The sequence below is a fragment of the Massilia sp. 2TAF26 genome (assembly GCF_052115005.1).
In the GTDB taxonomy this organism is placed as follows: domain Bacteria; phylum Pseudomonadota; class Gammaproteobacteria; order Burkholderiales; family Burkholderiaceae_D; genus Telluria.
Window position 1 is genome coordinate 127,992 of the sequence record NZ_JBFRFV010000003.1, and the last position, 22,840, is coordinate 150,831.

The window sequence follows — 22,840 nt, forward strand, 5'->3', positions numbered from 1 at the left end:
ATGAACCTCTTTTTCGAAGAATCCGGCGACTTCAAGGTCGGCACCGTGCTGTCGCAGGCGGGCGAGGCCTACCAGGTCGAGATGCCGAGCGGTAAGCGCACCAAGGTCAAGGCCCGCGACGTGCTGCTGCAGTTCGACAAACCCGATCCTGCCACGCTGCTGGAGCAGGCCAAGACGGTCGCCGGCGACGTCGACCTCGAATTCCTGTGGGAAGTCGCAGGCCAGGAAGAGTTCGGCTTTACCGAGCTGGGCGCCGAATATTTCGGCCACGCGCCGCTGCCTTTCGAGGCCGCCGGCCTGGTGCTGGCGCTGCACAACGCGCCCATCTATTTCTACAAGAAGGGCCGCGGCCGCTACAAGGCCGCGCTGGAACAGTCGCTGCGCGCGGCCCTGGCCGGCATCGAAAAGAAGAGGCAGCAGGCCCTCGTGCAAGCCTCGTATGTCGAGGAACTGAAGGCGGGCCGCCTGCCCGCCGCCATGCAGCCGCTGGTGCAGCAGCTGCTGTTCAAGCCGGACAAGAACGGCATCGAATACAAGGCATTGGAGACCGCCGCCAGCGAACTGCAGACCACCGCCCAGCGCCTGATGCTGAGCACGGGCGGCATCGCGTCGGCCAAGGACCTGCACATGTCGCGCTTCCTGTTCGAACACTTCCCGCGCGGCGCCGGCTTCCCGCAGGTGCCGGTGCCAAGCGCGCCGCTTGAGCTGCCGCTGGCCAAGGTGGCGGCGTTCTCGATCGACGACGTGACCACCACCGAGATCGACGACGCCCTGTCGGTCGAGCACCTGGACGACGGTACGGTGCGGGTCGGCATCCACATCGCCGCGCCGGGCCTGGCGATCCGCCCCGACGACGTGCTCGACAAGATCGCGCGCGCGCGCATGTCGACCGTGTATATGCCTGGCGATAAGATCACCATGCTGCCGGACGAAGTGGTCGAAGCCTACACCCTGGCCGAAGGCAGGGATTGCCCGGCGCTGTCGCTGTACGCGACCCTGGATCCGGATACCTGGTCGGTGCTGTCGACCGAGACCCGCGCCGAGCGCGTGCCGATCAAGACCAACCTGCGCCTCAACGAACTCGATGCCCTGGTGACCGAGGACGTGCTGGAAAGCGGCGCCGGCGACTATCCGCACAAGGACGAACTGGGCCTGCTGTGGAAGTGGGCGCTGCAGCTCGAAGCCGGCCGCATGAAAAAGCGCGAAGCCTTTGGCCTGAAGCCTGAGCAGGGCAACCGCGTCGACTTCAACTTCTACGTCGAGGACGACGTGGTGACCATCGTCCGCCGCAAGCGCGGCGCGCCGCTGGACAAGATCGTGGCCGAGCTGATGATCTTCGCCAACAGCACCTGGGGCAAGCTGCTGCACGACTCCGGCGTGCCGGGCATCTACCGCTCGCAGGGACCGGGCGCCGGCGGCTGGAACGCCAAGATCCAGGTGCGCATGGTGACCCACGCGGCCCCGCACCAGGGCCTGGGCGTCGACCAGTACGCCTGGAGCACATCGCCGCTGCGCCGCTATACGGACCTGGTCAACCAGTGGCAGATCCTGGCCTGCGCCTCCCACGGCGTGACGGCGCCGCTGGTGGCCCCGTTCAAGCCGCGCGACGCCACCCTGTTCTCGATCGTCTCGGCCTTCGACGCCGCCTATGCGGCCTATAACGAGTTCCAGCAGAACATGGAACGCTACTGGTGCCTGCGCTGGCTGGGCCAGGAAAACGCGCGCCAGGTCGAGGCAGTGGTGCTGAAGGACGAGGTGCTGCGCCTGGTCGAGATCCCGCTGGTGATCCGCCTGCCGGGCATGCCGCAGGTGGCCCGCGGCGCCCAGGTCCGCCTGGATATCGTGCGCTGGGACGAGGTCGACCTGTCGCTGGAAGCCCGCCTGCTCGAGGTGGCCGAGCCGGCGCCGGATGCGGCCGCGGCGCTCGAGTTCGAGGAGGAGGAAGAGGCGGCGTCGACGGCCGAGGATACCGGCGAGGCGGCGGCTGTTGAAGCTGTCGAGGCCGAAGGTTCCGTTACCGTGACGGATCCGGTGACGCAGACGGACGTGCCTGCGGCTTGAGAACTTGGCGGAAGCGTGCCGGGAGCACTCTTCCGCCTTCGCGGGAATCCAAGGCTCACATGAACAGTGAGTACATTGACACTCCCTGTTGACTCTTGAATAACCGAACTTAAAACAGCAACAACCCACTGTTGCTAGCAAGACTGTTTGTTGCCGCAGGGACTAACAAACTCCTTCCCGCGCACGGTAGAATGGGTAGTTCCGTACTCCCAACCGTCCCGTCCCGCAGCACGTGAAGAGCCTTCAACACAACCGCCCCCTGACGATCGCCATTGCCTTCTCGGTGCTGGCGCACGCCTCCCTGCTGGCGATCCGCTTCGCCGCGCCGGACGCGTTCCGGCTGCAGCCGACCGATCCGGGGCTGGAAGTCATCCTCGTCAATGCCAGGCACGAGCGCGCGCCGGTCAAGGCCGAGGCGCTGGCCCAGGCCAACCTCGACGGTGGCGGCAATGCCGATGCCGGCCGCGCCCAGTCGCCGCTGCCGGACCTGCGCAAGATCGAGGATGGCGACAGCATCAAGACCCTGCAGCGCCGCATCGCCGACCTGGAACAGCGCCAGAAACTCCTGACCCAGACCCACCCGTCCGCGTTCGCCGCCCCCCCGATCGCCCAGCAGGACAAGCCCGATCCGTCGCGCAACGGTGCCGACATGCTCGAGACCAGCCGCGCCATCGCGCGCCAGACGGCCGAGATCACCCAGCGCATCGTCGACCAGAACAAGCGTCCGAAGAAGACCTTCATCAGCCCGAGCACCCGCGGGGTCGGTTACGCCATTTATTACAAGGCCCTGCAGAAGCGGGTGGAGGAGGTCGGTACCCTCAGCTTCCCGCAGCAGAACGGCCGCAAGCTGTACGGCGAGCTGGTGATGTACATCCCGGTGTTCCAGGACGGCAGCATCTATGAAAAGGAAGGCGGACCGCGCATCGAGCGTTCGTCCGGCAACCGCGCGCTGGACCAGGCCGCGCTGGGCATCGTGCGGCGTGCGGCCCCGTTCGGCAAATTCCCGGCCAATATGCGCTCCAGCGACAAGGACGACCTGTGGATCGTCATCACGACCTTCACCTTCACCCGGGAAGGCAAGCTGCAGGCCGAACTGCGTGAAGAAAAAGGAGCATGAGCTTATATGAGCGATAAATACTGCGTGATCGGCAATCCGATCGCCCACAGCAAGTCGCCGGACATCCACGCCGCCTTCGCGCTTGAAACCGGCCAGGACATCGTCTACGAGCGCTGCCTGGCGCCGCTGGACGGCTTCAAAGACACCGTGCAGGAGCTGATCGCGCGCGGCTACCGCGGCGCCAACGTCACCGTGCCCTTCAAGCTGGAAGCGGCGGCCCTCGCCACCCGGCTGGAAGAGCGCGCGCGCCTGGCCGGCGCCGTCAACACCCTGCGCTTCGAGAACGGCGAGATCGTCGGCGACAATACCGACGGCCCCGGCCTGGTCGCCGACATCGTCCGCAATGCCGGCGTGCCCCTTGGGGCCAAGCGCGTGCTGCTGCTGGGCGCGGGCGGCGCGGCGCGCGGCGTGGTGCTGCCGATCCTGCAGCATGGCCCCGCGATGATCGTGATCGCCAACCGCACCCGCGCCACCGCCGACGCCCTGGTCGCGCAGTTTGCGGCGCACACTGCGCATCCGGGCCAGGTATCCGCTTGCGGCTTCGAGGACATCGACGCCGCCTTCGACGTCGTCATCAACGCCACCTCCGCCAGCCTGTCGAGCGCGATGCCGCCGGTGCCGGCGCTGGCGTTTTGCCAGGACACGCTGGCATTGGATATGATGTACGGGAAAATGCCGAGCCCGTTCATGGAATTCGCCGCCAGCCATGGCGCCGCGACCCGCGACGGCCTGGGCATGCTGGTCGAGCAGGCCGCCGAAGCCTTCGCCATCTGGCGTGGCGTGCGGCCGCAGACCTCCACCATCCTGGAACAGATGCGGCGACAGCTATGATGAAAGCGCTCAGGGCGGGTCTTGCCGCCGGTGGCAAGACTGCCAGCACGGCCAGCGGCAAGAGCCGCCGGCGCTGGCTGAAATGGATCGTCCTGGGACCGCTGCTGCTGGTGCTGCTGATCCAGCTGTACTTCTTTGTGATGATTCTCTGGTGGACCCAGTTCAATCCATCGTCGACCAGCATGATGCGCCAGCAGCTATCAAGCCTGCGCGAAAAGAACCCGAACGCCAGGCTGGAACAGGTCTGGGTGCCGTACGAGCGCATCTCGGACAACCTGAAGCGCGCGGTGATCGCCTCGGAAGACGCCAATTTCACCGAACACGACGGCGTCGACTGGGAAGCGCTGGAAAAAGCCTGGCAGCGCAACAACAAGCGCCACAAGGTGATCGGCGGCGGTTCCACAATCACCCAGCAGCTGGCGAAGAACCTCTTCCTGTCCGGCTCGCGCAACTACCTGCGCAAGGGCCAGGAGCTGGTCATCGCCTATATGCTGGAGGCGGTGATGAGCAAGCAGCGCATCCTCGAAATCTACCTGAACGTGGTCGAATTCGGCCGCGGCGTGTTCGGCGCCGAAGCCGCCGCCCGCCACTATTACAAGACCTCCGCCGCCCGCCTCGACCCAACCCAGGCCGCGCGCCTGGCGGTAATGCTGCCGAACCCCCGCTACTACGACGCCCACCGCCAGACCAACTACCTGTCGCGCCGAACCGGCGTCATCCAGCGCCGAATGAACGCCGCCGACCTCCCCTGAAATCCCGCCCAAAAATTTGGGGTCAGAGCACATTATTCGCTTAATTCGGGGTCAGAGCACATTTCGCCGCTTGGCTACACGGACGCGCATTGGCTGCCTATCCGGGGCTATTGGGGCAAAAACGTTGTGCTCTTGCTGCAATTGTTCCGAGGCGTCATTTCCTCAAAATGTGCTCTGACCCCGAATTTTTGGCGGAATGTGCTCTGACCCCGAATTGATGGTGTCGTAAAGCAAATTTGTTGCCTACGGGGTGGCCGGGCTCAGGGCTTACGGGTACACTTGCGCTGTTTCCGAATCCGGCCGAGAAAGCAGCGCATGATCAATGTATTTGTCCTACAAAATGGCCGACTGAATCAGGTAGCGATTGCGTCGCGCGCCGATCTGGAGAAAGTAACGCCCGTCTGGGTCGATCTGACCGATCCCACCGACGAAGAGCGTGCCGTGGTCAAGGCCATGTATGGCGTGATCCTGCCGGGCGAGGACGAAGTTTCCGACATCGAAGCCTCGGCCCGCTATTACGAGGCGGAAAACGGCGACCTGCATCTGCGCACCGACTTCCTGCGCGAGGAAGAGGATGGTCCCTCGCGCATCGTCACCGTGGCCTTCATCCTGGCCAAGAAGATCCTGTTTTCGGTGCACAACGATGACCTGCCGGTGTTCCGCCTGGTGCGCCTGCGCGCGCGTTCGCGTCCCGGTTCGATCGAGGATTACATGGACGTGCTGCTCGACCTGTACGCGACCGACGCCGAGTACTCGGCCGACGCGCTCGAGGGCATCTACGAGAGCCTGGAAGAGGTCAGCCAGCGCGTGCTGCAGAAGGAATTCACCGACCAGGACGCGGCCTCCGCGCTGAATGCGATCGCCCACGAGGAAGACTTGAACGGCCGCATCCGCCGCAACATGATGGACACCCGGCGCGCGGTCAGCTTTCTGATGCGCGGCCGGCTCCTCAATTCGGAACAGTTCGAGGAAGCGCGCCAGATCCTGCGCGACATCGAATCGCTGGACGGCCACACTTCCTTCCTCTTCGACAAGATCAACTTCCTGATGGACGCCACCGTCGGCTTCATCAACATCAACCAGAACAAGATCATCAAGATCTTCTCGGTGGCCTCGGTGGCCTTCCTGCCGCCGACCCTGATCGCCAGCATCTACGGCATGAACTTCAAGTTCCTGCCCGAGCTGGACTGGAAGTTCGGCTATGGCTGGTCGCTCAGCCTGATGCTGATCAGCGCGATCGCGCCTTTCCTGTATTTCCGCCACCGCGGCTGGCTGAAATAAGACTCATCGCACACGGGCGTAGACGCCGTCGAAGCGAACGTTGAGGCCACCGCAGCGTTGGTTGTCGTGCACGATGAGGAAGTCGCCGATGCGTGCCAGGTCGGCGTCCCTGGATGAGCAGCTCCCCTCCCAGCTGGCCTGAATTGGTCGAGGCGCCGCTGCCCCAGAATGCCATCCCGTCCACGTACCAGGCCGTGCCCTTGCGGTCGATGTCGATCTGGCCGCGTTCCCTGTAGATCTTTCAGCGGCCCGTCCAGTCGGCCGGCGCCGGTTCGGCAGCCGCCTGGATCGCCAGGTCGCGCTTGCGCACCCAACCGACGGTCTCGTGCGACTTGCCCTGGTACCAGGCGCAGGTCCATTCCCCATGCGTCTTGCCGAGCAGGAGGCGATCACCAGGAACCACGTAGGCCTTGGTTTGGCAGGACGCGCCTTTCTGCGGACAGCCGTTCCAGTTGTCGAAGAAGTAGAGCCGGGGCGCGGCGCCGCCAATACTGCCAACATCCCGATGAACCCTTTGTTTTTCATTTGTCCCGATCTGCCGTCTGCAGCGGGACAGTATGGCCGCGCCGCCGGCCTCAATGCTTCAGGTTGATGAACATATTGACCGCGAAGGCCACGATCCCCAGCGCGGCGACGATCTCCGCCAGCGCCAGCACGGGCGCCACGCCGACCTGGCCGAACAGCAGCAGGGCCAGCGCCGACATCATCACCGGCAGCGCCAGGTTCAGCAACCAGAAGTGCAGGCGCGCCAGGCGGCTCTCGCCGGCCTTCGGAAACACGCTGTAGATCAGGCCTGCCAGCGCCATCGTGGTCCAGCCCAGCAGGTTGATGTGGGCGTGCACCGGGCGGAGAGTGAAGTTCTGGCTGGCGCCCATGGCGATGCCCATCGAAATGCCGATGATGAGGTAGACCACCGCCAGCTTCAGCCAGATGACGCCGGCGTCCGAAAAGCGCGGTGCGGAAGAGGTGACAGAGGTTTGCATGATAATTTTTCCCGTACGATATAGTTTTGGAATCTGGATCGCGAACCGATCCCCCAGTACAAGCATCGTAGGCAGGGATGGCGCCAAAGTGCAGCCCCATACGTGGGGGATGGCGCGCGGTCCTTCACCGAAAGGATGAAAATGCAACTCAGCAGGAAATCGAGTTTCGCACTGGCATGCCTGACCCTGACCCTGGCCGCGGCCGCCCGGTCCGCGACGGCGCCCGCGTCATCGTGGCGTCAGCCCGGACTGCGCCTACATCGAGATCGAACAGACGCTTACGCATCACGCCGGCCCCAACGCCATCCGCTTCGAGACCCTGGACGGCCGCATCGACGACGTCCATGCCGGCCGCTGGGCCGAGGTCCAGCTGATGGAGGAATGCAGCTAACTCACATCGTAGCGAACATCGCCACCACCGCCACCAGCATGATGGCCACGCCGAACCAGCCGATCACGGTGTGGCGGGTGCTCAGCGTATAGCTGCCCATGATCTTGCGGTTATGCGCCAGCATCATCATGACGGTCATGATCGGCACCGCGATCACGCCGTTGATCTGAGCCGACAGCACCAGGGCCGCGATCGGATCGATCGGGGCGAAGTCGAGCAGCACGCCGCCCAGCGTCGCCAGCGCGATGATGCCGTAGAACTCGCGCGCCTCGACCACCTTCAGGTCCAGGCCATTCCGCCAGCGGAAGCTCTCGGTGACGGCATAGGCGGCCGAGCCGGCCAGTACCGGCACCGCCAGCATGCCGGTGCCGATGATCCCCAGCGCGAACAGCAGGAAGGCGAATTCTCCCGCCACCGGGCGCAGGGCTTCGGCGGCCTGGGAGGACGATTGAATATCGGTGATGCCGTGCGCGCCCAGGGTCACCGCCGTGGTCAGGATGATGAAGAAGGCGACCAAGTTCGAGAAGCCCATGCCGATCAGGGTATCGGCCCGGATGCGCCTGAGCTGGGCCTTGGCATCCTTCGGCCGGGTGCGCAGGGCACGGGTGTTGCGATCGTTGCGGATCTCCTCGACTTCCTGCGAGGCCTGCCAGAAGAACAGGTAGGGGCTGATCGTGGTGCCGAACACGGCGACGACCAGGGCCACCGAGTCCTTGGTGAAGCTGAAGTGCGGCCACACGGTCCGCGCCAGCACCTCGGTCCAGGGCATGTGCACGGCGAAGGCGGTGGCAACGTAAGCCAGCAGGCCGAGCGTCAGCCATTTCAGGTAGCGCACATAGGTGCTGTAGGGCAGGAAAACCTGTAAAAGCAGGCACAGGATGCCGAAGCCCAGCGAATACATGTGCTGCGAGCCGACGCCCGTCACCAGACGCAGGGCTTCGCCCATGGCGGCGATGTCGGCGGCGATGTTGATCACGTTCGCCACCAGCAGGAGCAGCACCACCACGTACAGCAGCCAGGGCGGATAGGCGCGGCGGATGTTGGCGGCCAGCCCGCGTCCGGTGACGCGGCCGATGCGCGCCGACACCAGCTGGATGCCGACCATGAAGGGATAGGTCAGCACCAGGGTCCACAGGGTATTGAAGCCGAATTGCGCGCCGGCCTGGGAATAGGTGGCGATGCCGGATGGATCGTCGTCCGCTGCGCCGGTGATGAGGCCGGGGCCGAGGGATTTGAGGGTGGCGTTGTCGGTGAGACGGCGGAAGAGCTTGGGCTTGGACTTCATGGCGGCCGACGAGGATGGGTCGGCGCGGAGTGTAGCACGGCGGGAAACCCGCAAGGGGCGTCCGCCGTGAAAATAAGTCAGGCTTAAGTGATCAACTAAGCGATCGACTAAGCGATGCGCGCGAACACGCGGCGCGCCGCTTCGATGGTCTCGTCGATCACGGCGTCGTCGTGGGCCGCGGAGACGAAGCCGGCTTCGAACATCGCGGGCGCGAAGTAGACGCCTTCGTCCAGCATGCCGTGGAAGAAGCGGTTGAAGCGCTCCTTGTCGCCGGCCATCATCTGGCCGTAGCTCGACGGGACGTGGTGCGAGAAGTACATGCCGAACATGCCGCCGACAGCATCGGCGCAGAAGGCCACGCCGGCTTCCTTCGCCGCCTTGCTCAGGCCGTCGACCAGGCGGGTGGTCTGCGCGGACAGCTTCTCGTAGAAGCCCGGTTCCTGCACCAGCTTCAGGGTGGTCATGCCGGCCGCCACCGCGACCGGGTTGCCGGACAGGGTGCCGGCCTGGTAGACCGGGCCGATCGGCGCCATATTGTGCATCAGCTCGGCGCGCCCGCCGAAGGCCGCCACCGGCAGGCCGCCGCCGATCACCTTGCCCAGCGCGGTCAGGTCCGGGGTGATGCCGTACAGGGCCTGGGCGCCGCCGAGGCCGACGCGGAAGCCCGACATCACTTCGTCGAAGATCAGGATCGCGCCGTACTCGGTGCACAGCTCGCGCATGCGGCGCAGGAATTCCGGCGTCGCGCGGATCAGGTTCATGTTGCCGGCCACGGCTTCCACGATCACGCAGGCGATGGTGTCGCCCATCGATTCGAAGGCGTCTTCCAGCTGCGGGATGTTGTTGTAGTCGAGGACCAGGGTGTGCTTGACGAAGTCTTCCGGCACGCCGGCCGAGGTTGGGTTGCCGAAGGTGAGCAGGCCGGAACCGGCCTTCACCAGCAGGGAATCGGCGTGGCCGTGGTAGCAGCCTTCGAACTTGACGATCTTGTCGCGGCCGGTGGCGCCGCGCGCCAGGCGCAGCGCGCTCATGGTCGCTTCGGTGCCGGAGGAGACCAGGCGCACCTGCTCGATCGAAGGCACCAGGCGGCAGATCTCTTCGGCGATCTCGATCTCGCCTTCGGTCGGGGCGCCGAAGGACAGGCCGCGGGCGCAAGCGTCCTGCACCGCCTTGACCACTTGCGGATGGGCGTGGCCGACGATCGCCGGGCCCCAGGAGCCGATGTAGTCGATGTAGCGCTTGCCGTCCGCGTCCCAGAAATACGGGCCTTCGGCGCGGGTGATGAAGCGCGGGGTGCCGCCGACCGAGCGGAAGGCACGGACCGGGGAGTTCACGCCGCCCGGCGTGGTCTGCTGGGCGCGGGCGAACAGGGTGTCGTTCCTGGAGGTGTGTTCGGTATGTTCAGTCATGGTTGTTCTTCTTGTACAGCTTGTTGGGAATGAGCCTGCCCATGCCGAAGCGGCAGGCATGCTGCAGGGTGCCGAAAGTGTAGTCCTGGGCGTAGGTCAGGGCCTCGATCGCGTCCATGCCCTGCGCCATGCGCGCCGCCAGCGCGGCCGACAGCGTATTGCCGGCGCCGACGAAGGGACCGGGCAGGTGCTGGTTCCAGGACAGGCTGACGGCCAGGCCGTCGGGGTCGTACAGGTTGTCGGCGCGGACGCCGTCGCCGCCGCCGATGCCGGTGACCAGCACGTGGCCGCAGCCGAAGCCGGTCAGCTCGGCCGCGTCCTCGGCCACGGTGGCGATCGAACCCGGGTCGCGCCAGCAGTCGGCGAAGCGCGCCAGCTCGGGCTGGGACATCACCAGCACGTGCGCCTGCGGCACCAGCAGCTGGTGGATCAGGGTCATGATGTCGTCGTCGCGCACGCCGCAGTCCGGCAGGCCGGAAGTGAAGGGATCGAGGATCAGCGGCACCTGGGCATAGTCGGAGACGATTTCCGCGATCGCCGCGATCTGCTCCAGGCTGGCCATGGTGCCGACCTTGATCGCCGCGATCGGCATGTCCTCGAGCAGCATGCGGGCCTGTTCGACCACGCTGCTGGATTCGACCGGATGGATGTCGTCGACGCGCGCGGAGTCGGCCACCAGTAGCCCGGTCACCACCGACAGGCCATGGCAGCCGTGCATGGCGAAGACGGCCACGTCGGACTGGATGCCCATCGCGCCGACCGGATCGGCCGGCCCGAAGGTGAGGATGAGTGTAGACGGTTGGTTTTGCACAAGCGTTAGATTAAGATACCTAGCTTCCCATTTTACTAGATGGGAACCTCCATAACCTACTGCGCGTCGCTGGACCGTCCTGCGATGCTCGCCGTACCCAAGTACGGCTGCGCTTCTCGGATGCTCCAGCTTCCGCTCGCTACGGTTCTGGAGGTCCCTGATGCTTTACCTAATTTTATAAAGAAGGATTCGACGTGAGTAATGAAACGCAGGCTTACCAAACCTGGATGTGCCTGATTTGTGGGTGGGTCTACGACGAAGCCACAGGCAGCCCGGAAGACGGCATCCCGCCCGGCACGCGCTGGGCCGACGTGCCGATGAACTGGACTTGCCCGGAATGCGGCGCGCGCAAGGACGATTTCGAAATGACCGCCATCTGAGTTGTCGTTTTAGCCAGCAAAATCGGGGCATTTCCGCCTTCGGCGATGCCTTCTTGCCAAGCTTCTTGTCAAACAATCATCACCTTGGTTTTCAGCTAGTTGACGTATAGCAACACTTCGCGCACAAGGCCAGCGCCCTATGCTATCGTGCGGGTTCATGCTGAAGTGAAACTAATATGACGACGCAAGCGACAGGCCTGAAGATCATGGTGATCGACGACAGCAACACGATCCGCCGCTCCGCCGAGATCTTCCTGACCCAGGCAGGGTATCAGGTGGTGCTGGCGGAAGACGGCTTCGATGCGCTGGCCAAGATCAACGACCATCAGCCGGCGCTGGTGTTCTGCGACATCCTGATGCCGCGCCTGGACGGCTACCAGACCTGCGCCCTGATCAAGAAGAGCGCGAAATTCCATGCGACCCCGGTGGTGATGCTGTCCTCCAAGGATGGCCTGTTCGACCGCGCGCGCGGCGCGATGGTCGGCTCGATCGCCTACCTCACCAAACCGTTTTCCAAAGACAGCCTGCTGGCGGCCGTGCGTGATCACACGGCCACGGCGGCATGAATACTCCGGAGCCCATCGTGGCCATACAAAAGATTCTGATCGTCGACGATTCCCCGACCGAACGCTACTACCTGACCGACATCCTGGTGCGCAACGGCTTCACCGTCACCACCGCCGAGAACGGCGAGGAGGCGCTGGCCAAGATCCGCGCCGACCGTCCTGAGCTGATCCTGATGGACGTCGTCATGCCGGGCGCGAACGGCTTCCAGATCACGCGTTCGATCACGCGCGATCCCGAGCTGGCCTCGGTGCCGATCATCATCTGCAGCAGCAAGAACCAGGAAACCGACCGCATCTGGGGCATGCGCCAGGGCGCGAAGGATTACTTCGTCAAGCCGGTCGACGCGCAAGCGCTGCTGGCCAGGATCGCCGCCCTCGGCGCCTGACCATGGCCGGCCTCGATCCCGCCGCCCGGCGCGCCCGCCTGCGCCAGTACCAGGAAGAGCTGCTAGAGCGCGTGCAGGTCGCGCGCACCGGCAGCGGCCAGCGCACGCACGAACTGGGCGTCGAGATCGGCGGCGAGCGCTACCTGCTCGACCTGCTCGAAGCCGGCGAGATCGTGCCGGTGCCGGCGCTTACCACGGTGCCGCTGACCCAGCCCTGGTACCTGGGGCTGGCCAACATCCGCGGCAGCCTGGTCGGCGTGGTCGACCTGGCGCGCTTTCTTGGACCACAGCGCGGCGCCCAGGAAGGCGCCGCCATCGGCCCGGCGACGCGCCTGGTCACCTTCGCCCCTGGCCTCGGCCTGCCCTGCGGCTTCCTGGCGGCGCGCGTGCACGGTCTGCGCCAGGCGGCCGACATGACCCCGCAGGACGGCCGCCTCGTCGACGCCGACGGCAATGCCTGGACGCCCCTGGCGCTGGCCGCGCTGGCGCAGGACGAACGCTTCCTGCAGGTTGGCCTTTAAACAAATAACGACAACAGGTTCAGGACTGGAGCTGGAATGGGATTCGCATCTAAACTCTCGGTGAATTTTCTCCCCAAGGACAAGGACGACGGCGCCACCGTGCTGGCTTCGCCCGACACCCAGTTCGGCGCCGGCGTGATGCCGGCCGCGGGCATCGCCGATCCTGCGCCGTCCTCCGGTTCGGCCGACGAGGCCGCGGAACGGCTCGGCAACCTGGCCGGCCGCAAGCAGCGCGCCGCCGCCGCCGCCGCCGCCGGGGGCGACGACGAGGACCTGCGCCTGCCGCTGATCGGCCACCTGTCGCTGCCGCGCCAGCTGCGCATCCTGCTGGTGGCCTTCGCGATCGGCATCCTGGTCACCATCTTCTCGCTGTGGCGCAACGCCGGCAGCGGCGCAGTGGCGTCCAGCCAGACCCAGATCGCCAGCGAAGCGCTGATGCACTCGCAGCGCGTCGGCAAGGCGGCGCCGAACGCGATGCAGGGCCACCCGGACGCCTTCGCCCAGCTGCAGGACAGCCAGCTGGCCCTGGGTCGCCAGCTGGTCCTGCTGGCCAAGGGCGGCGACTACAACGGCCACGAGATTCCGGCCGCGTCCGGCGATACCCTGGACCAGCTGGACAAGGTGCGCGCCAAGTGGAAGGGTTCGGATGCCGCCGCCGCCAGCATCCTCAAGATGAAGCCCGAGCTGGTCGGCTTCGACAAGAGCCTCAAGCAGCTCAACATCCTGTCGCCGGAAATGCTGGCGCTGACCGAAGAGATCCTGACCCAGCGCACCGCGAAGGGCGGCAGCCCGCGCGAACTGGCCGCGCTCGGCCGCCTGATGATGCTGACCCAGCGCCTGTCGCGCAGCGCCAGCGAATTCCTGACCTCGGGCGGCATCAGCCCGGAAACCGCGTTCCAGATGGGCCGCGACACCGCCACCTTCCGCGCCACCGTCGACGGCCTGCTGCACGGGAACGCGCAGCTCGGACTGGCGCCGCTGCGCGAGGACGACCTGCGCGCGAAACTGGAGGAAGTCCAGTCCAAATTCGAGATCTGCCAGAAGGTGGTGGCTTCGTTCCTGAACAACCTGTCCGACCTGACCGCCGCCAAGGCCGCCGAACAGACCATCTTCCGCGACAACGAAGACCTGCGCGCCCAGCTGACCGCGCTGCAGGGCGATTTCCGTATCGGCGAAGGGGTCAAGGGCCCCTGGTTCTGGCTGCTGGTGGCGGCCTCCATCTTCACGCTGGCGATGGCCGGCAGCATCTCGCGCGTGATGCTGCAGGACTCGCGCAACCGCACCCGCGGTGCCGACGCCCGCCGCCAGGAAGCGGAAGCGATGCGCCTGCTGGCCCAGGCCAAGGAAGAGGAGGCGAAGGCCACCAACGACCAGAACCAGGCCGCGATCCTGCGCCTGATGAACGAACTGCAGGAAGTGGCGGACGGCGACCTGACCGTCTACGCCACCGTGTCCGAAGACATCACCGGCGCGATTGCCGACTCGGTCAACTACACGGTCGAGGAATTGCRCGGCCTGGTGGTGCGCGTCATCGACACCGCCGGAAAAGTGACGCAGGCGTCGAACCAGGCGCAGAAGATCTCGAGCGACCTGCTGGTCGCGGCCGGCCAGCAGGCCCGCGAGATCCAGGACACTTCGTCGACCATGCTGAGGATGGCGGGCGAGATCACCGGCGTGTCGCAGTCGGCCAACGAATCTGCCGAGGTGGCGCGCCAGTCGGTGGCCGCGGCGGAGCAGGGCGCGACCGCGGTGCAGAACGCGATCAAGGGCATGGGCGAGATCCGCGAGCAGATCCAGGAAACCTCGAAGCGCATCAAGCGCCTGGGCGAATCCTCGCAGGAGATCGGCGAGATCACCGAGCTGATCTCGGACATCACGGAACAGACCAACGTGCTGGCGCTGAACGCGGCGATCCAGGCGGCGTCGGCCGGCGAGGCGGGACGCGGCTTCTCGGTCGTGGCCGAAGAGGTGCAGCGGCTGGCGGAACGCTCCGGCGAGGCGGCCAAGCAGATCGGCGCGCTGGTGCGCACCATCCAGACCGACACCCACGACGCCGTGGCGGCGATGGAGAAGTCGACCCAGGGCGTGGTCGAGGGCGCGCGCCTGTCGGACGCCGCCGGCGCCGCGCTGGCCGACATCTCGCGCGTGTCGAACCGCCTGGCTGAGCTGATCCAGGGGATTTCGACCGCGACCGGCATGCAGGCGACGTCCGCGAACGGGGTGGCGCACAATATGCAGCACATCCTGGCGATCACCGGTCAGGCGCAGGACGGCACGCAGCAGACCGCGCAGTCGATCCGCGAACTGGCCATGCTCGCGCAGGAGCTGAAAAACTCGGTGTCGCGCTTCCGCGTCTCCGCCGCTTAAGAACAATCCATGACCCACTCTTCGTCCCTGCCTTCGATCCAGTCCACGTCCATGGCCCCGTTCGATACCGATCCCCTGTCCTGGGTGATCGGCGAGATCCGCGACGCCCTCGAGCGTTCGGCCAAGGCGCTGCAGGATGCGGCGGGACGCAGCGCGGAAGCCCAGCCGACCCTGCTGCTGCACGCCAAGACCCACCTGCACCAGGCCCACGGCGCGCTGCAGATGGTGGACGTCGAGGGCGTCGACCGCATCACCGGCGCCACCGAGAAGGCGCTCGACCGCTTCAAGGACGGGTCGCTGGCGGTGAACGACGAACACGCGGCGGTGGTGGCGCAGGCCTACCAGGCGCTGGTGGAGTACCTGGAAGAGCTGCTGGCCGGCGCCGGCATGATCCGTCAGCAGCCGGTGCGCCTGTTCCCCTATTACCGCGCGCTGCAGGAACTGCTGGGCGCCGAGCGCGTGCATCCGGGCGAGATGCTGGCGCTGGATCCGGGCGCGGCCCTGCCGTTGCCAGGCGGTGGTGACGAGGCGCCCGACCTGGCGGCCTGCCGCGCGCGTTTCGAGAAGGCGCTGCTGCCTTTCCTGAAGAGCGGCAGCCTGGATGCCGCAGGCGAAATGCGCGAGGCCCTGGCGCCGATCGCAGGCGCCCAGCGCGAAGCGCGTCCCCATGCCTTCTGGCTGGCGATGCAGAGCGTCGCCGACCTGGCCGCCCGCGGGCAGCTGACTGCCGACATCTATCTGAAGCAGCTGCTCGGCCAGATCAACCTGCAGCTGCGGCGCCTGGTGCAAGGCCACACCAGCCTGCCGGAAGCGATGCTGCGCGACGCCCTGTTCTTCATCGCCCAGGCGGCCGAGCCCACCGAGGATGCTCGCCGGCTGCGCGATGCCTACGGCCTGGAAGGCCAGGTGCCGCATGATTACCTGGAACGCCGCTACGGCCGCATCGACCGCGAAGCGCTGAAGGATGCGAAAGAGGCGCTGGCCCAGACCAAGGAAGGCTGGGACCGCATCGCCGGCGAGGGCGCGCCCGGGCAGGAAGCCGGCTTCGACGCCGCCCTGTCCAGACTGGCCGGCGCCAGCGAGAAGTTGGGCGCTCCGCCGCTGGCGCAGCTGCTGCGCGAACTGGGCCAGGCCGCGCGCCAGGCCATGAGCGGCGGGCGCAGCGACCAGTTCAGCATGGAGATGGCGACGGCGATGCTGTTCGTCGAGCACGGACTCGACCAGGTGCGCCAGCTGCCCGAGGATTTCGACCAGCATGCCGAAGCCGTCGGCCAGCGCCTGCTGGCGCTGGCACAGGGCGAAACCCCGCCCGAAGCGCCGGTCTGGCAGGGCGAACTGGCGCGCGAGCTGCAGCAGGGCCAGACCGTGGCCGTGCTGGCGGGCGAGATCCGCACCGGCCTGCGCCAGGTCGAGAAGCTGATCGACGAATACTACGAAGACCCGGCCCGCTTGGACGCATTGGACCAGGCCGACCCGCTGCTGCACCAGCTGGCCGGCGCCTTGTCCATCCTCGACCAGGACCAGGCCACCCAGACCATTGGCCACGTACGCGAACGCGTGCGCGAGCTGGCCGCCGGCGGCATCGATGACGCGGCCCGCAAGCAGGTCCTGGAAAACCTGGCCCAGAACGTGGGCGCGCTCGGCTTCTTCATCGACGCGCTGGCCCAGAATCCCGAGGGCGCGCGCCAGCGCTTCCGCTTCGACGCCGGCGAGCAGCTGTTCCGCGAACAGCCCTTCGATGCGATGGCGAAGCAGGGCGCGCCGGTTCCCGCCGCCGCTGCGGCCGGCATGCCGGCTCCCGCCGCGCCCGCGCTGGCGGCCCCCGGCACCGTGCAGGCCGATGCGGCCATCGAGGCCGAGCTGCTGGACATCTTCATCGGCGAAGCCCAGGAAGTGCTGGCCGTGGTGGCCGGGACGCTGCCGGCCGCGCACGCCAGTCCGGACAGTCAGGAAACCCTGACCCGCCTGCGCCGCTCCTTCCACACGCTGAAGGGCAGCGGCCGCATGGTGGGCCTGGAGCAGTTCGCGCATGCCGCCGCCGCCATCGAAAAAGTCATGAACCTGTGGCTGGCCGAATCGCGCGCCGCCACGCCGGATCTCTTGGGGCTGCTGGACCACGCGCATGCCGAGCTGTCCGCCTGGGTGGCCGAGCTGGCCGCGGGTGCACAGCCGGCGCGCAGCGGCGAAGCGCTGGCCGAGGCCGCGGCGCGGGTGCAGGAGGGCGGGACCTTCGCGCTGGAACAGCCGGAGCAGCCTGCCGCCGAGCCGGCCGTGGAGGCGACTCCGGGCGCGTCCCATGCCGAAGAAGCCGCGCTGCCGCAGAACGTGCTCGCCTTCCCGCTGGCCGAAGAGAACATCAAGCGCATCGCCGGACTCGAGATCCCGCTGCCGCTGTATAACATCTACCTGGGCGAGACCGAGGAATTGATCGCTACGCTGGCGCGCGACTTCGCCGAATGGCGCGAAGAGCCGCTGCGCGCGGTGTCGGCGCAGGCCCTGAAGGCCGCGCACACGCTGGGCGGCACCTCGGCCACGGTCGGCTTCCATGCGCTGCGAGAGATCGCCTTCGCGCTGGAAGAGGCGCTGCAGGTGGCGACGCCGCCGCTGGGCGAAGAGCAGTTCCAGCTGATCGAGGAAACCGTGGAGCGCGTGCGCATCATGCGCCAGGTGTTCTCGCTCGGCGAGCTGGCGCCGCCGCAGCCGGAACTGCTGGCGCGCCTGGAGCTCATGCGCGACGAGCTCGGACGCAGGAAGGCCGACAGCGTGTTCGACGGCGCCGACGAGGAGCTGGCGCAGCGCCTGGACGCGCTGTTCGCCGCCACCTACGACAGCATCCTGGCCGATCCGCCGCTGCCGGCCGGTCCGCTGCCGGTGCCGCAGTCCGACATGCCGGCGCCCGTGCCGCAGGCGGCCGAGCAGCCGCCGGTCGACCCTGTCGTGGCCGCCGTCGACGACCTGTTCGACAGCTATTTCGACGACCCGTTTGCCGCGCCCAGCCTGGAGCAGGCCGTGGCGCCTGCGCCCGAGCCCGAGCCGCAGCCCGAAACCGAACCGGCATTCGACAGCGCCGTCCTCGACGACGAATTCCCGGCCGCCGAACCGGAAGCCATCGCGCTCGATGCCGACGCCGAGGAGGCCGCGCCGGAACCGGTGCTGGCTACCGAGCCCGTCTTCACCGACGAGCTCGACCCCGACCTGCTGCCGGTCTTCATGGAAGAGGCGGCCGACCTGCTACCGCAGATCGGCAAGGACCTGCGCCAGTGGCAGCAGGACCCGGCCGCCAACGCGGTGGCGCACGGCCTGCTGCGCGCCCTGCACACGGTGAAGGGCAGCGCCCGCATGGCCGGCGCGATGCGCCTGGGCCAGCACACGCATGCGCTGGAAACCCAGGTCGAGAACATGCTGCACGCCGGCACCACCAGCCCGGCGGCCTTCGACGAACTGCTGGCCAACTACGACCAGGCCGTGCTGTTGTTCGAACAGCTGCAGCAGCCGGCGGCGGAGCCTGTGGAGTCCGCCGAAGCAACGGCAGCCCCGCAGGCGCCGGCCGCCGCGCCGTCCCAGAACCGCCGCCAGGACGACGTGCGCGCGCCGCTGGTGCGGGTGCGCGCCGACATCCTTGACCGCCTGGTCAACCAGGCCGGCGAAGTGTCGATCACGCGTTCCAAGCTGGAGACCCAGGTCGGCTCGCTGAAGTCGGCGCTGGCCGATTTTTCGGACAACCTGGGACGCCTGCGCCGCCAGTTGCGCGAGGTCGAGATGCAGGCCGAATCGCAGATCGCGTCGCGCCTGTCGATCGCCGGCGAGCGCGAATTCGATCCGCTCGAATTCGACCGCTTCACGCGCCTGCAGGAACTGACCCGCATGATGGCCGAGAGCGTCAACGACGTGGCCTCCTTCCATGAAGGCCTGAGCCGCACGGTGGACGCCGCCGTCGACGACCTGGGCGCGCAGTCGCGCCTGACGCGCGAGCTGCAGCGCGACCTGATGCGGGTGCGGATGGTGCCCTTCGCCAGCCTGTCCGAGCGCCTGTTCCGGGTCGCGCGCCAGACCGCCAAGGAGACCGACAAGCGCGTCAACCTGGATATCCGCGGCGGCGCGGTCGAGATCGACCGCAGCGTGCTGGAAAGGATGGCGGCGCCCTTCGAACACCTGCTGCGCAACGCCATCGTGCACGGCATCGAGCCGCGCGCGCGCCGCGTCGACGGTGGCAAGGAAGAAACCGGCGAGCTGCTGGTGCAGGTCAGCCAGCAGGGCAACGAGGTGCAAATCCGCTTCGCCGACGACGGCGCCGGCCTGGACCTGGCGCGCATCCGCGCCAAGGCCGAATCCAGCGGCCTGCTCGGCGCCGGCGAGGCGCTGTCCGACCTCGAGGTGGCGGACCTGATCTTCGAACCGGGCTTCTCGACCGCGGACACGCTGACGGAGCTGGCCGGCCGCGGGGTCGGCATGGATGTGGTGCGCTCCGAAGCGCGCGCCCTGGGCGGCCGGGTCGAGGTCGACAGCGAGGCCGGAAAGGGCGCCGCCTTCACCATCCACCTGCCGCTGACCCTGGCCGTCAACCAGGTCGTGCTGGTGGCCAGCGGTCCCAGGACCTATGCGCTGCCGGCCAACCTGGTCGGGATGGTAGCGCAGGTGCGCGAGGCCGAGCTGCATGCCGCGCGCGCGGCCGGCGCCATCCAGGTGCAGGGCGAGGCGGTGCCGCTGCGCTACCTGCCGGAGCTGCTGAACGAGCCGGGCGGCGCCGCCGCACAGCGTTCCGTGCCGGTGCTGGTGCTGGGCGCCGGCGCCCACCGCCTGGCGCTGCAGGTCGACGAAGTGCTGGGCAACCGCGAGGTGGTGATCAAGAACGTCGGTCCGCAGCTGGCGCGCATGCCGGGCATCGCCGGCGCCACCGTGCTGGGCTCGGGCGAGATCGTGCTGATCCTGAACCCGCTGCTGCTGCCCGACCACGGCCAGGACCATGCCCACGCGCAGCCGGAGACGGCCGCGCTGCCGGCGCACCGCGCCACCATCATGGTGGTCGACGATTCGCTGACCGTGCGCCGCGTGACCCAGCGCCTGCTGGAGCGCGAAGGCTACCGCGTGCTGCTGGCCAAGGATGGCGTCGAGGCGCTCGAACAGATGCAGGCACCTGACACCCGCCCGGACCTGATGCTGGTCGATATCGAGATGCCGCGCATGGACGGCTTCGACCTGACCCGCAACGTGCGCGGCAACGACGCCACGCAAGGCATCCCGATCATCATGATCACCTCGCGCACGGCCGACAAGCACCGCAACTATGCGCTCGGCCTGGGCGTGAATGCCTACTTCGGCAAGCCCTTCCAGGAAGACGCGCTGCTGGCCGCGATCGAGGGCCTGCTGGCGTAGGGTTGGCGCGACGCCTGCTCATCGTGGGCACGGCGTGCCCACCCTAGGTCTTCAGCACGCCGAAGCGCGCCAGCGTGCGTTCGCGCGCCTGTTCGTGGTCGACGATGGGATGCGGATAATCCCGTCCCAGCACCAGGCCGGCGCGCTCCAGCAGCGCCGGCCTGGCCAGCCAGGGCGCGTGGATCGCCGTCCTGTCGAGTCCGGCCAGCTGGGGCAGCCAGCGGCGGATGAAGGCGCCGTCCGGATCGAAGCGCTTCGACTGCGTGACCGGATTGAAGATGCGGAACCAGGGCTGGGCATCGCAGCCGGTCGATGCCGCCCACTGCCAGCCGCCGTTGTTGGACGCCAGCTCGTAGTCGTTCAGGTGCTGCGCGAAATAGCGCTCGCCGTGTACCCATGAAATGCCGAGGTCCTTGGTCAGGAAGCTGGCCGTCACCATGCGCAGGCGGTTGTGCATGAAGCCGCTGCGGTTCAGCTGCGCCATCGCCGCATCCACCAGCGGATAGCCGGTGCGGCCCTCGCACCAGGCGGCGAAGGCGGCGTCGGCTTCAAGACCTTCTTCCCAGCGCAAGCTGTCGAAAGCCGCCTTGAAGGAGTGCGTCACCACGCGCGGATGGCGCTGCAGGATCGCCATGTAGAATTCGCGCCAGATCAGCTCCGACAGCCAGGTACCGGCACCAATGCCGCTCCGTTCCCGCAGCAGGCGCACCAGGGCGCGGACCGACAGCGTGCCGAAGCGCAGGTGCACCGACAGGCGCGAGGTGCTGTCGAGGGCGGGAAAGTCGCGGTCGGTGTGGTAGCCGTCGATGCGTTGCAGGAAGGCGTCCAGCAGCGCTTGCGCGCCGGAGATGCCGGTCGGGACGACGGGATCGGCATGCGGCGTGAAGCCGAGCTCGCCCAGAGTGGGCAGGGCATGTCCTGCGGGTGCGGGCGCCAGTGTGCCGGCCCAGGGCGCGGTCTCCCAGGCATCGGCCGCTTCCGGATGGGCGGCCAGCCGTTTTAGCCAGGCATTCTTGTACGGCGTGAAGACCGAGAAGGGGCCGCCGGCCTGGGTCAGCACCTCGTCCTGCTCGAAGATCACCTGGTCCTTGAAGGTCTGCAGGCTGCGGCCGGCTTCGCGCAGGCGTTGCTGGACCTCGCCGTCGCGCGCCAGCGCCTGCGGTTCGTGGTCGCGGTTGGCGAATACCGACTCCACGTCCAGCTCGGCAGCCAGGCGGACGATCTCGTCTGCGGCGCGCCCCTGTCGCACGATCAGGTAAGCTCCCCATGCACGCAGGCGGGCGTCGAGTTCGCTCAGGCTGGCATGGATGAACTGCACGCGGCGGTCGTCGCGCGGCAGGCCGGCCAGGATGTCGGTGTCGAACACGAAGGCACAGAACACACGATCCGACGATCTCAGCGCATGGTGCAGCGCAGCATGGTCCTCGACCCGCAGGTCACGCCGGAACCAGACCAGAGAGTTTCTTAGAGTCATCTTTTGTGTGCGGAGTCAAGGTAAAGGGCAATTTTACTGTCTACCATTCTTTCGACCTGGAGGGGCGTCCGAACGTGCCTTCATGGCCGCGTAAGCAAATGGGTGTAAACTAGCGAAAAACCCAAGCTTAGCGTGTGGACCACCAGCGGTCGGAGAGAGTGAGCCAACAGAGAGTATGAGTATGAAGAAAAGTAAGGTCGGCAAGCCTCTAATCATGCCCGGAATGCCGCAGGAGGCTCCCGAGCGCCTGATGCAACCGGTTTCGGTCCAGTCCGAGCTGAACCTGGCTAATCATTTCCTGATCGCCATGCCGTCGATGAATGACCCGATCTTCGGCGGCACGGTCGTCTATATCTGCGAACACAACGACAAGGGTGTCCTCGGCGTCGTCATCAACAAGCCGACCGACATGACCATGGACGTGCTGTTCGACCGCATCGACCTCAAGGTCACCGACACCCTGCGCCCCAACGTGGTCGACGAACCCATCATGTTCGGCGGCCCGGTGCAGGACGACCGCGGCTTCGTGCTGCATTCGCCGGGCGGCCGTTATTCGTCCTCGCTCAGCGTCACCGACGATGTCGCCTTCACCACCTCGATCGACGTACTGGAAGCCGTCGCCAACGGCACCGGGCCGCAGCGCATGCTGGTCTCGATCGGCTATGCCGGCTGGAGCCCGGGCCAGCTGGAAGAGGAAATCGCCCGCAACGGCTGGCTCACCGTGGGCGCCGACGCCCGCGTGCTGTTCGACCTGCCGATCGAGGAGCGCTATGTCGCCGCGATCAAGCTGCTGGGCATCGACCCGCTGATGCTCGCATCGGAAGCCGGCCATGCATAAAGGGATCCGGAAGG

The 22,840-nt window shown here is 67.0% G+C and carries 18 protein-coding genes; 12 read left to right on the top strand and 6 right to left on the bottom strand.

Features of this window, described 5'->3' with window-relative positions; translation table 11 throughout:
- From AB4Z32_RS04245 to corA, 5 genes are all read left to right on the top strand, one after another.
- On the top strand, positions 1–2,061 hold the full coding sequence (locus AB4Z32_RS04245) for a ribonuclease catalytic domain-containing protein (RefSeq protein ID WP_441934671.1): 2,061 nt from the start codon (positions 1–3) through the stop codon (positions 2,059–2,061).
- Positions 2,062–2,293: 232 nt separating this feature from the next.
- Positions 2,294–3,178, top strand: a complete 885-nt coding sequence (locus AB4Z32_RS04250) for a TonB C-terminal domain-containing protein (protein WP_441934672.1) — start codon at positions 2,294–2,296, stop codon at positions 3,176–3,178.
- A gap of 6 nt (positions 3,179–3,184) precedes the next feature.
- Positions 3,185–4,009: a shikimate dehydrogenase gene (aroE, locus tag AB4Z32_RS04255; RefSeq protein WP_441934673.1), complete on the top strand. Its 825-nt coding sequence runs from the start codon at positions 3,185–3,187 to the stop codon at positions 4,007–4,009.
- On the top strand, positions 4,009–4,761 hold the full coding sequence (gene mtgA / locus AB4Z32_RS04260; protein ID WP_441934836.1) for a monofunctional biosynthetic peptidoglycan transglycosylase: 753 nt from the start codon (positions 4,009–4,011) through the stop codon (positions 4,759–4,761). Before aroE ends, mtgA begins: the two co-directional genes overlap by 1 nt.
- Before the next feature lie 315 nt (positions 4,762–5,076).
- Positions 5,077–6,042 (top strand): magnesium/cobalt transporter CorA, encoded by a 966-nt coding sequence (corA, locus tag AB4Z32_RS04265; RefSeq protein ID WP_441934674.1) that lies wholly within the window; start codon positions 5,077–5,079, stop codon positions 6,040–6,042.
- A 241-nt stretch (positions 6,043–6,283) separates the two neighbouring features.
- Here the strand turns inward: corA and AB4Z32_RS04270 are convergent, their stop codons facing one another.
- The 5 genes from AB4Z32_RS04270 to thiD form a co-directional block, all read right to left on the bottom strand.
- Positions 6,284–6,445, bottom strand: coding sequence for a hypothetical protein (locus AB4Z32_RS04270; protein WP_441934675.1), 162 nt, complete (start codon positions 6,443–6,445; stop codon positions 6,284–6,286).
- Between the two features lie 172 nt (positions 6,446–6,617).
- Positions 6,618–7,025, bottom strand: coding sequence for a hypothetical protein (locus AB4Z32_RS04275; protein WP_441934676.1), 408 nt, complete (start codon positions 7,023–7,025; stop codon positions 6,618–6,620).
- Positions 7,026–7,417: 392 nt separating this feature from the next.
- Positions 7,418–8,701 carry an NRAMP family divalent metal transporter gene (locus tag AB4Z32_RS04280; protein ID WP_441934677.1) on the bottom strand — a complete coding sequence of 428 codons (1,284 nt, stop codon included), beginning with the start codon at positions 8,699–8,701 and terminating at the stop codon, positions 7,418–7,420.
- 107 nt (positions 8,702–8,808) lie between these two features.
- Entirely contained in the window at positions 8,809–10,110 is a 1,302-nt protein-coding gene (gene hemL / locus AB4Z32_RS04285) for a glutamate-1-semialdehyde 2,1-aminomutase (RefSeq protein WP_441934678.1), read from the bottom strand.
- Entirely contained in the window at positions 10,103–10,921 is an 819-nt protein-coding gene (gene thiD / locus AB4Z32_RS04290) for a bifunctional hydroxymethylpyrimidine kinase/phosphomethylpyrimidine kinase (RefSeq protein ID WP_441934679.1), read from the bottom strand. Before thiD ends, hemL begins: the two co-directional genes overlap by 8 nt.
- Before the next feature lie 227 nt (positions 10,922–11,148).
- On the opposite strand from thiD, the gene AB4Z32_RS04295 reads away from it, so the two are divergent.
- The 6 genes from AB4Z32_RS04295 (at position 11,149) to AB4Z32_RS04320 (ending at position 20,514) form a co-directional block, all read left to right on the top strand.
- The gene (locus AB4Z32_RS04295; protein ID WP_441934837.1) at positions 11,149–11,301 is read left to right on the top strand and encodes a rubredoxin; all 153 of its coding nucleotides are present in this window, start codon (positions 11,149–11,151) and stop codon (positions 11,299–11,301) included.
- Between the two features lie 176 nt (positions 11,302–11,477).
- The gene (locus AB4Z32_RS04300; RefSeq protein WP_441934680.1) at positions 11,478–11,867 is read left to right on the top strand and encodes a response regulator; all 390 of its coding nucleotides are present in this window, start codon (positions 11,478–11,480) and stop codon (positions 11,865–11,867) included.
- A 17-nt stretch (positions 11,868–11,884) separates the two neighbouring features.
- Positions 11,885–12,253 (top strand): response regulator, encoded by a 369-nt coding sequence (locus AB4Z32_RS04305; RefSeq protein ID WP_441934681.1) that lies wholly within the window; start codon positions 11,885–11,887, stop codon positions 12,251–12,253.
- Positions 12,254–12,255: 2 nt separating this feature from the next.
- Entirely contained in the window at positions 12,256–12,774 is a 519-nt protein-coding gene (locus AB4Z32_RS04310) for a chemotaxis protein CheW (RefSeq protein ID WP_441934682.1), read from the top strand.
- A gap of 36 nt (positions 12,775–12,810) precedes the next feature.
- Positions 12,811–15,141, top strand: a complete 2,331-nt coding sequence (locus AB4Z32_RS04315) for a methyl-accepting chemotaxis protein (protein WP_441934683.1) — start codon at positions 12,811–12,813, stop codon at positions 15,139–15,141.
- Between the two features lie 9 nt (positions 15,142–15,150).
- Positions 15,151–20,514, top strand: coding sequence for an Hpt domain-containing protein (locus AB4Z32_RS04320; RefSeq protein ID WP_441934684.1), 5,364 nt, complete (start codon positions 15,151–15,153; stop codon positions 20,512–20,514).
- Between the two features lie 43 nt (positions 20,515–20,557).
- Here AB4Z32_RS04320 and AB4Z32_RS04325 read toward each other — a convergent pair whose 3' ends face one another.
- Positions 20,558–21,988, bottom strand: coding sequence for a cryptochrome/photolyase family protein (locus tag AB4Z32_RS04325; RefSeq protein ID WP_441934685.1), 1,431 nt, complete (start codon positions 21,986–21,988; stop codon positions 20,558–20,560).
- A 223-nt stretch (positions 21,989–22,211) separates the two neighbouring features.
- Between AB4Z32_RS04325 and AB4Z32_RS04330 the strand changes: the two genes are divergently transcribed.
- Positions 22,212–22,826 carry a YqgE/AlgH family protein gene (locus tag AB4Z32_RS04330; RefSeq protein ID WP_441934838.1) on the top strand — a complete coding sequence of 205 codons (615 nt, stop codon included), beginning with the start codon at positions 22,212–22,214 and terminating at the stop codon, positions 22,824–22,826.
- Positions 22,827–22,840 lie beyond the last annotated feature (14 nt).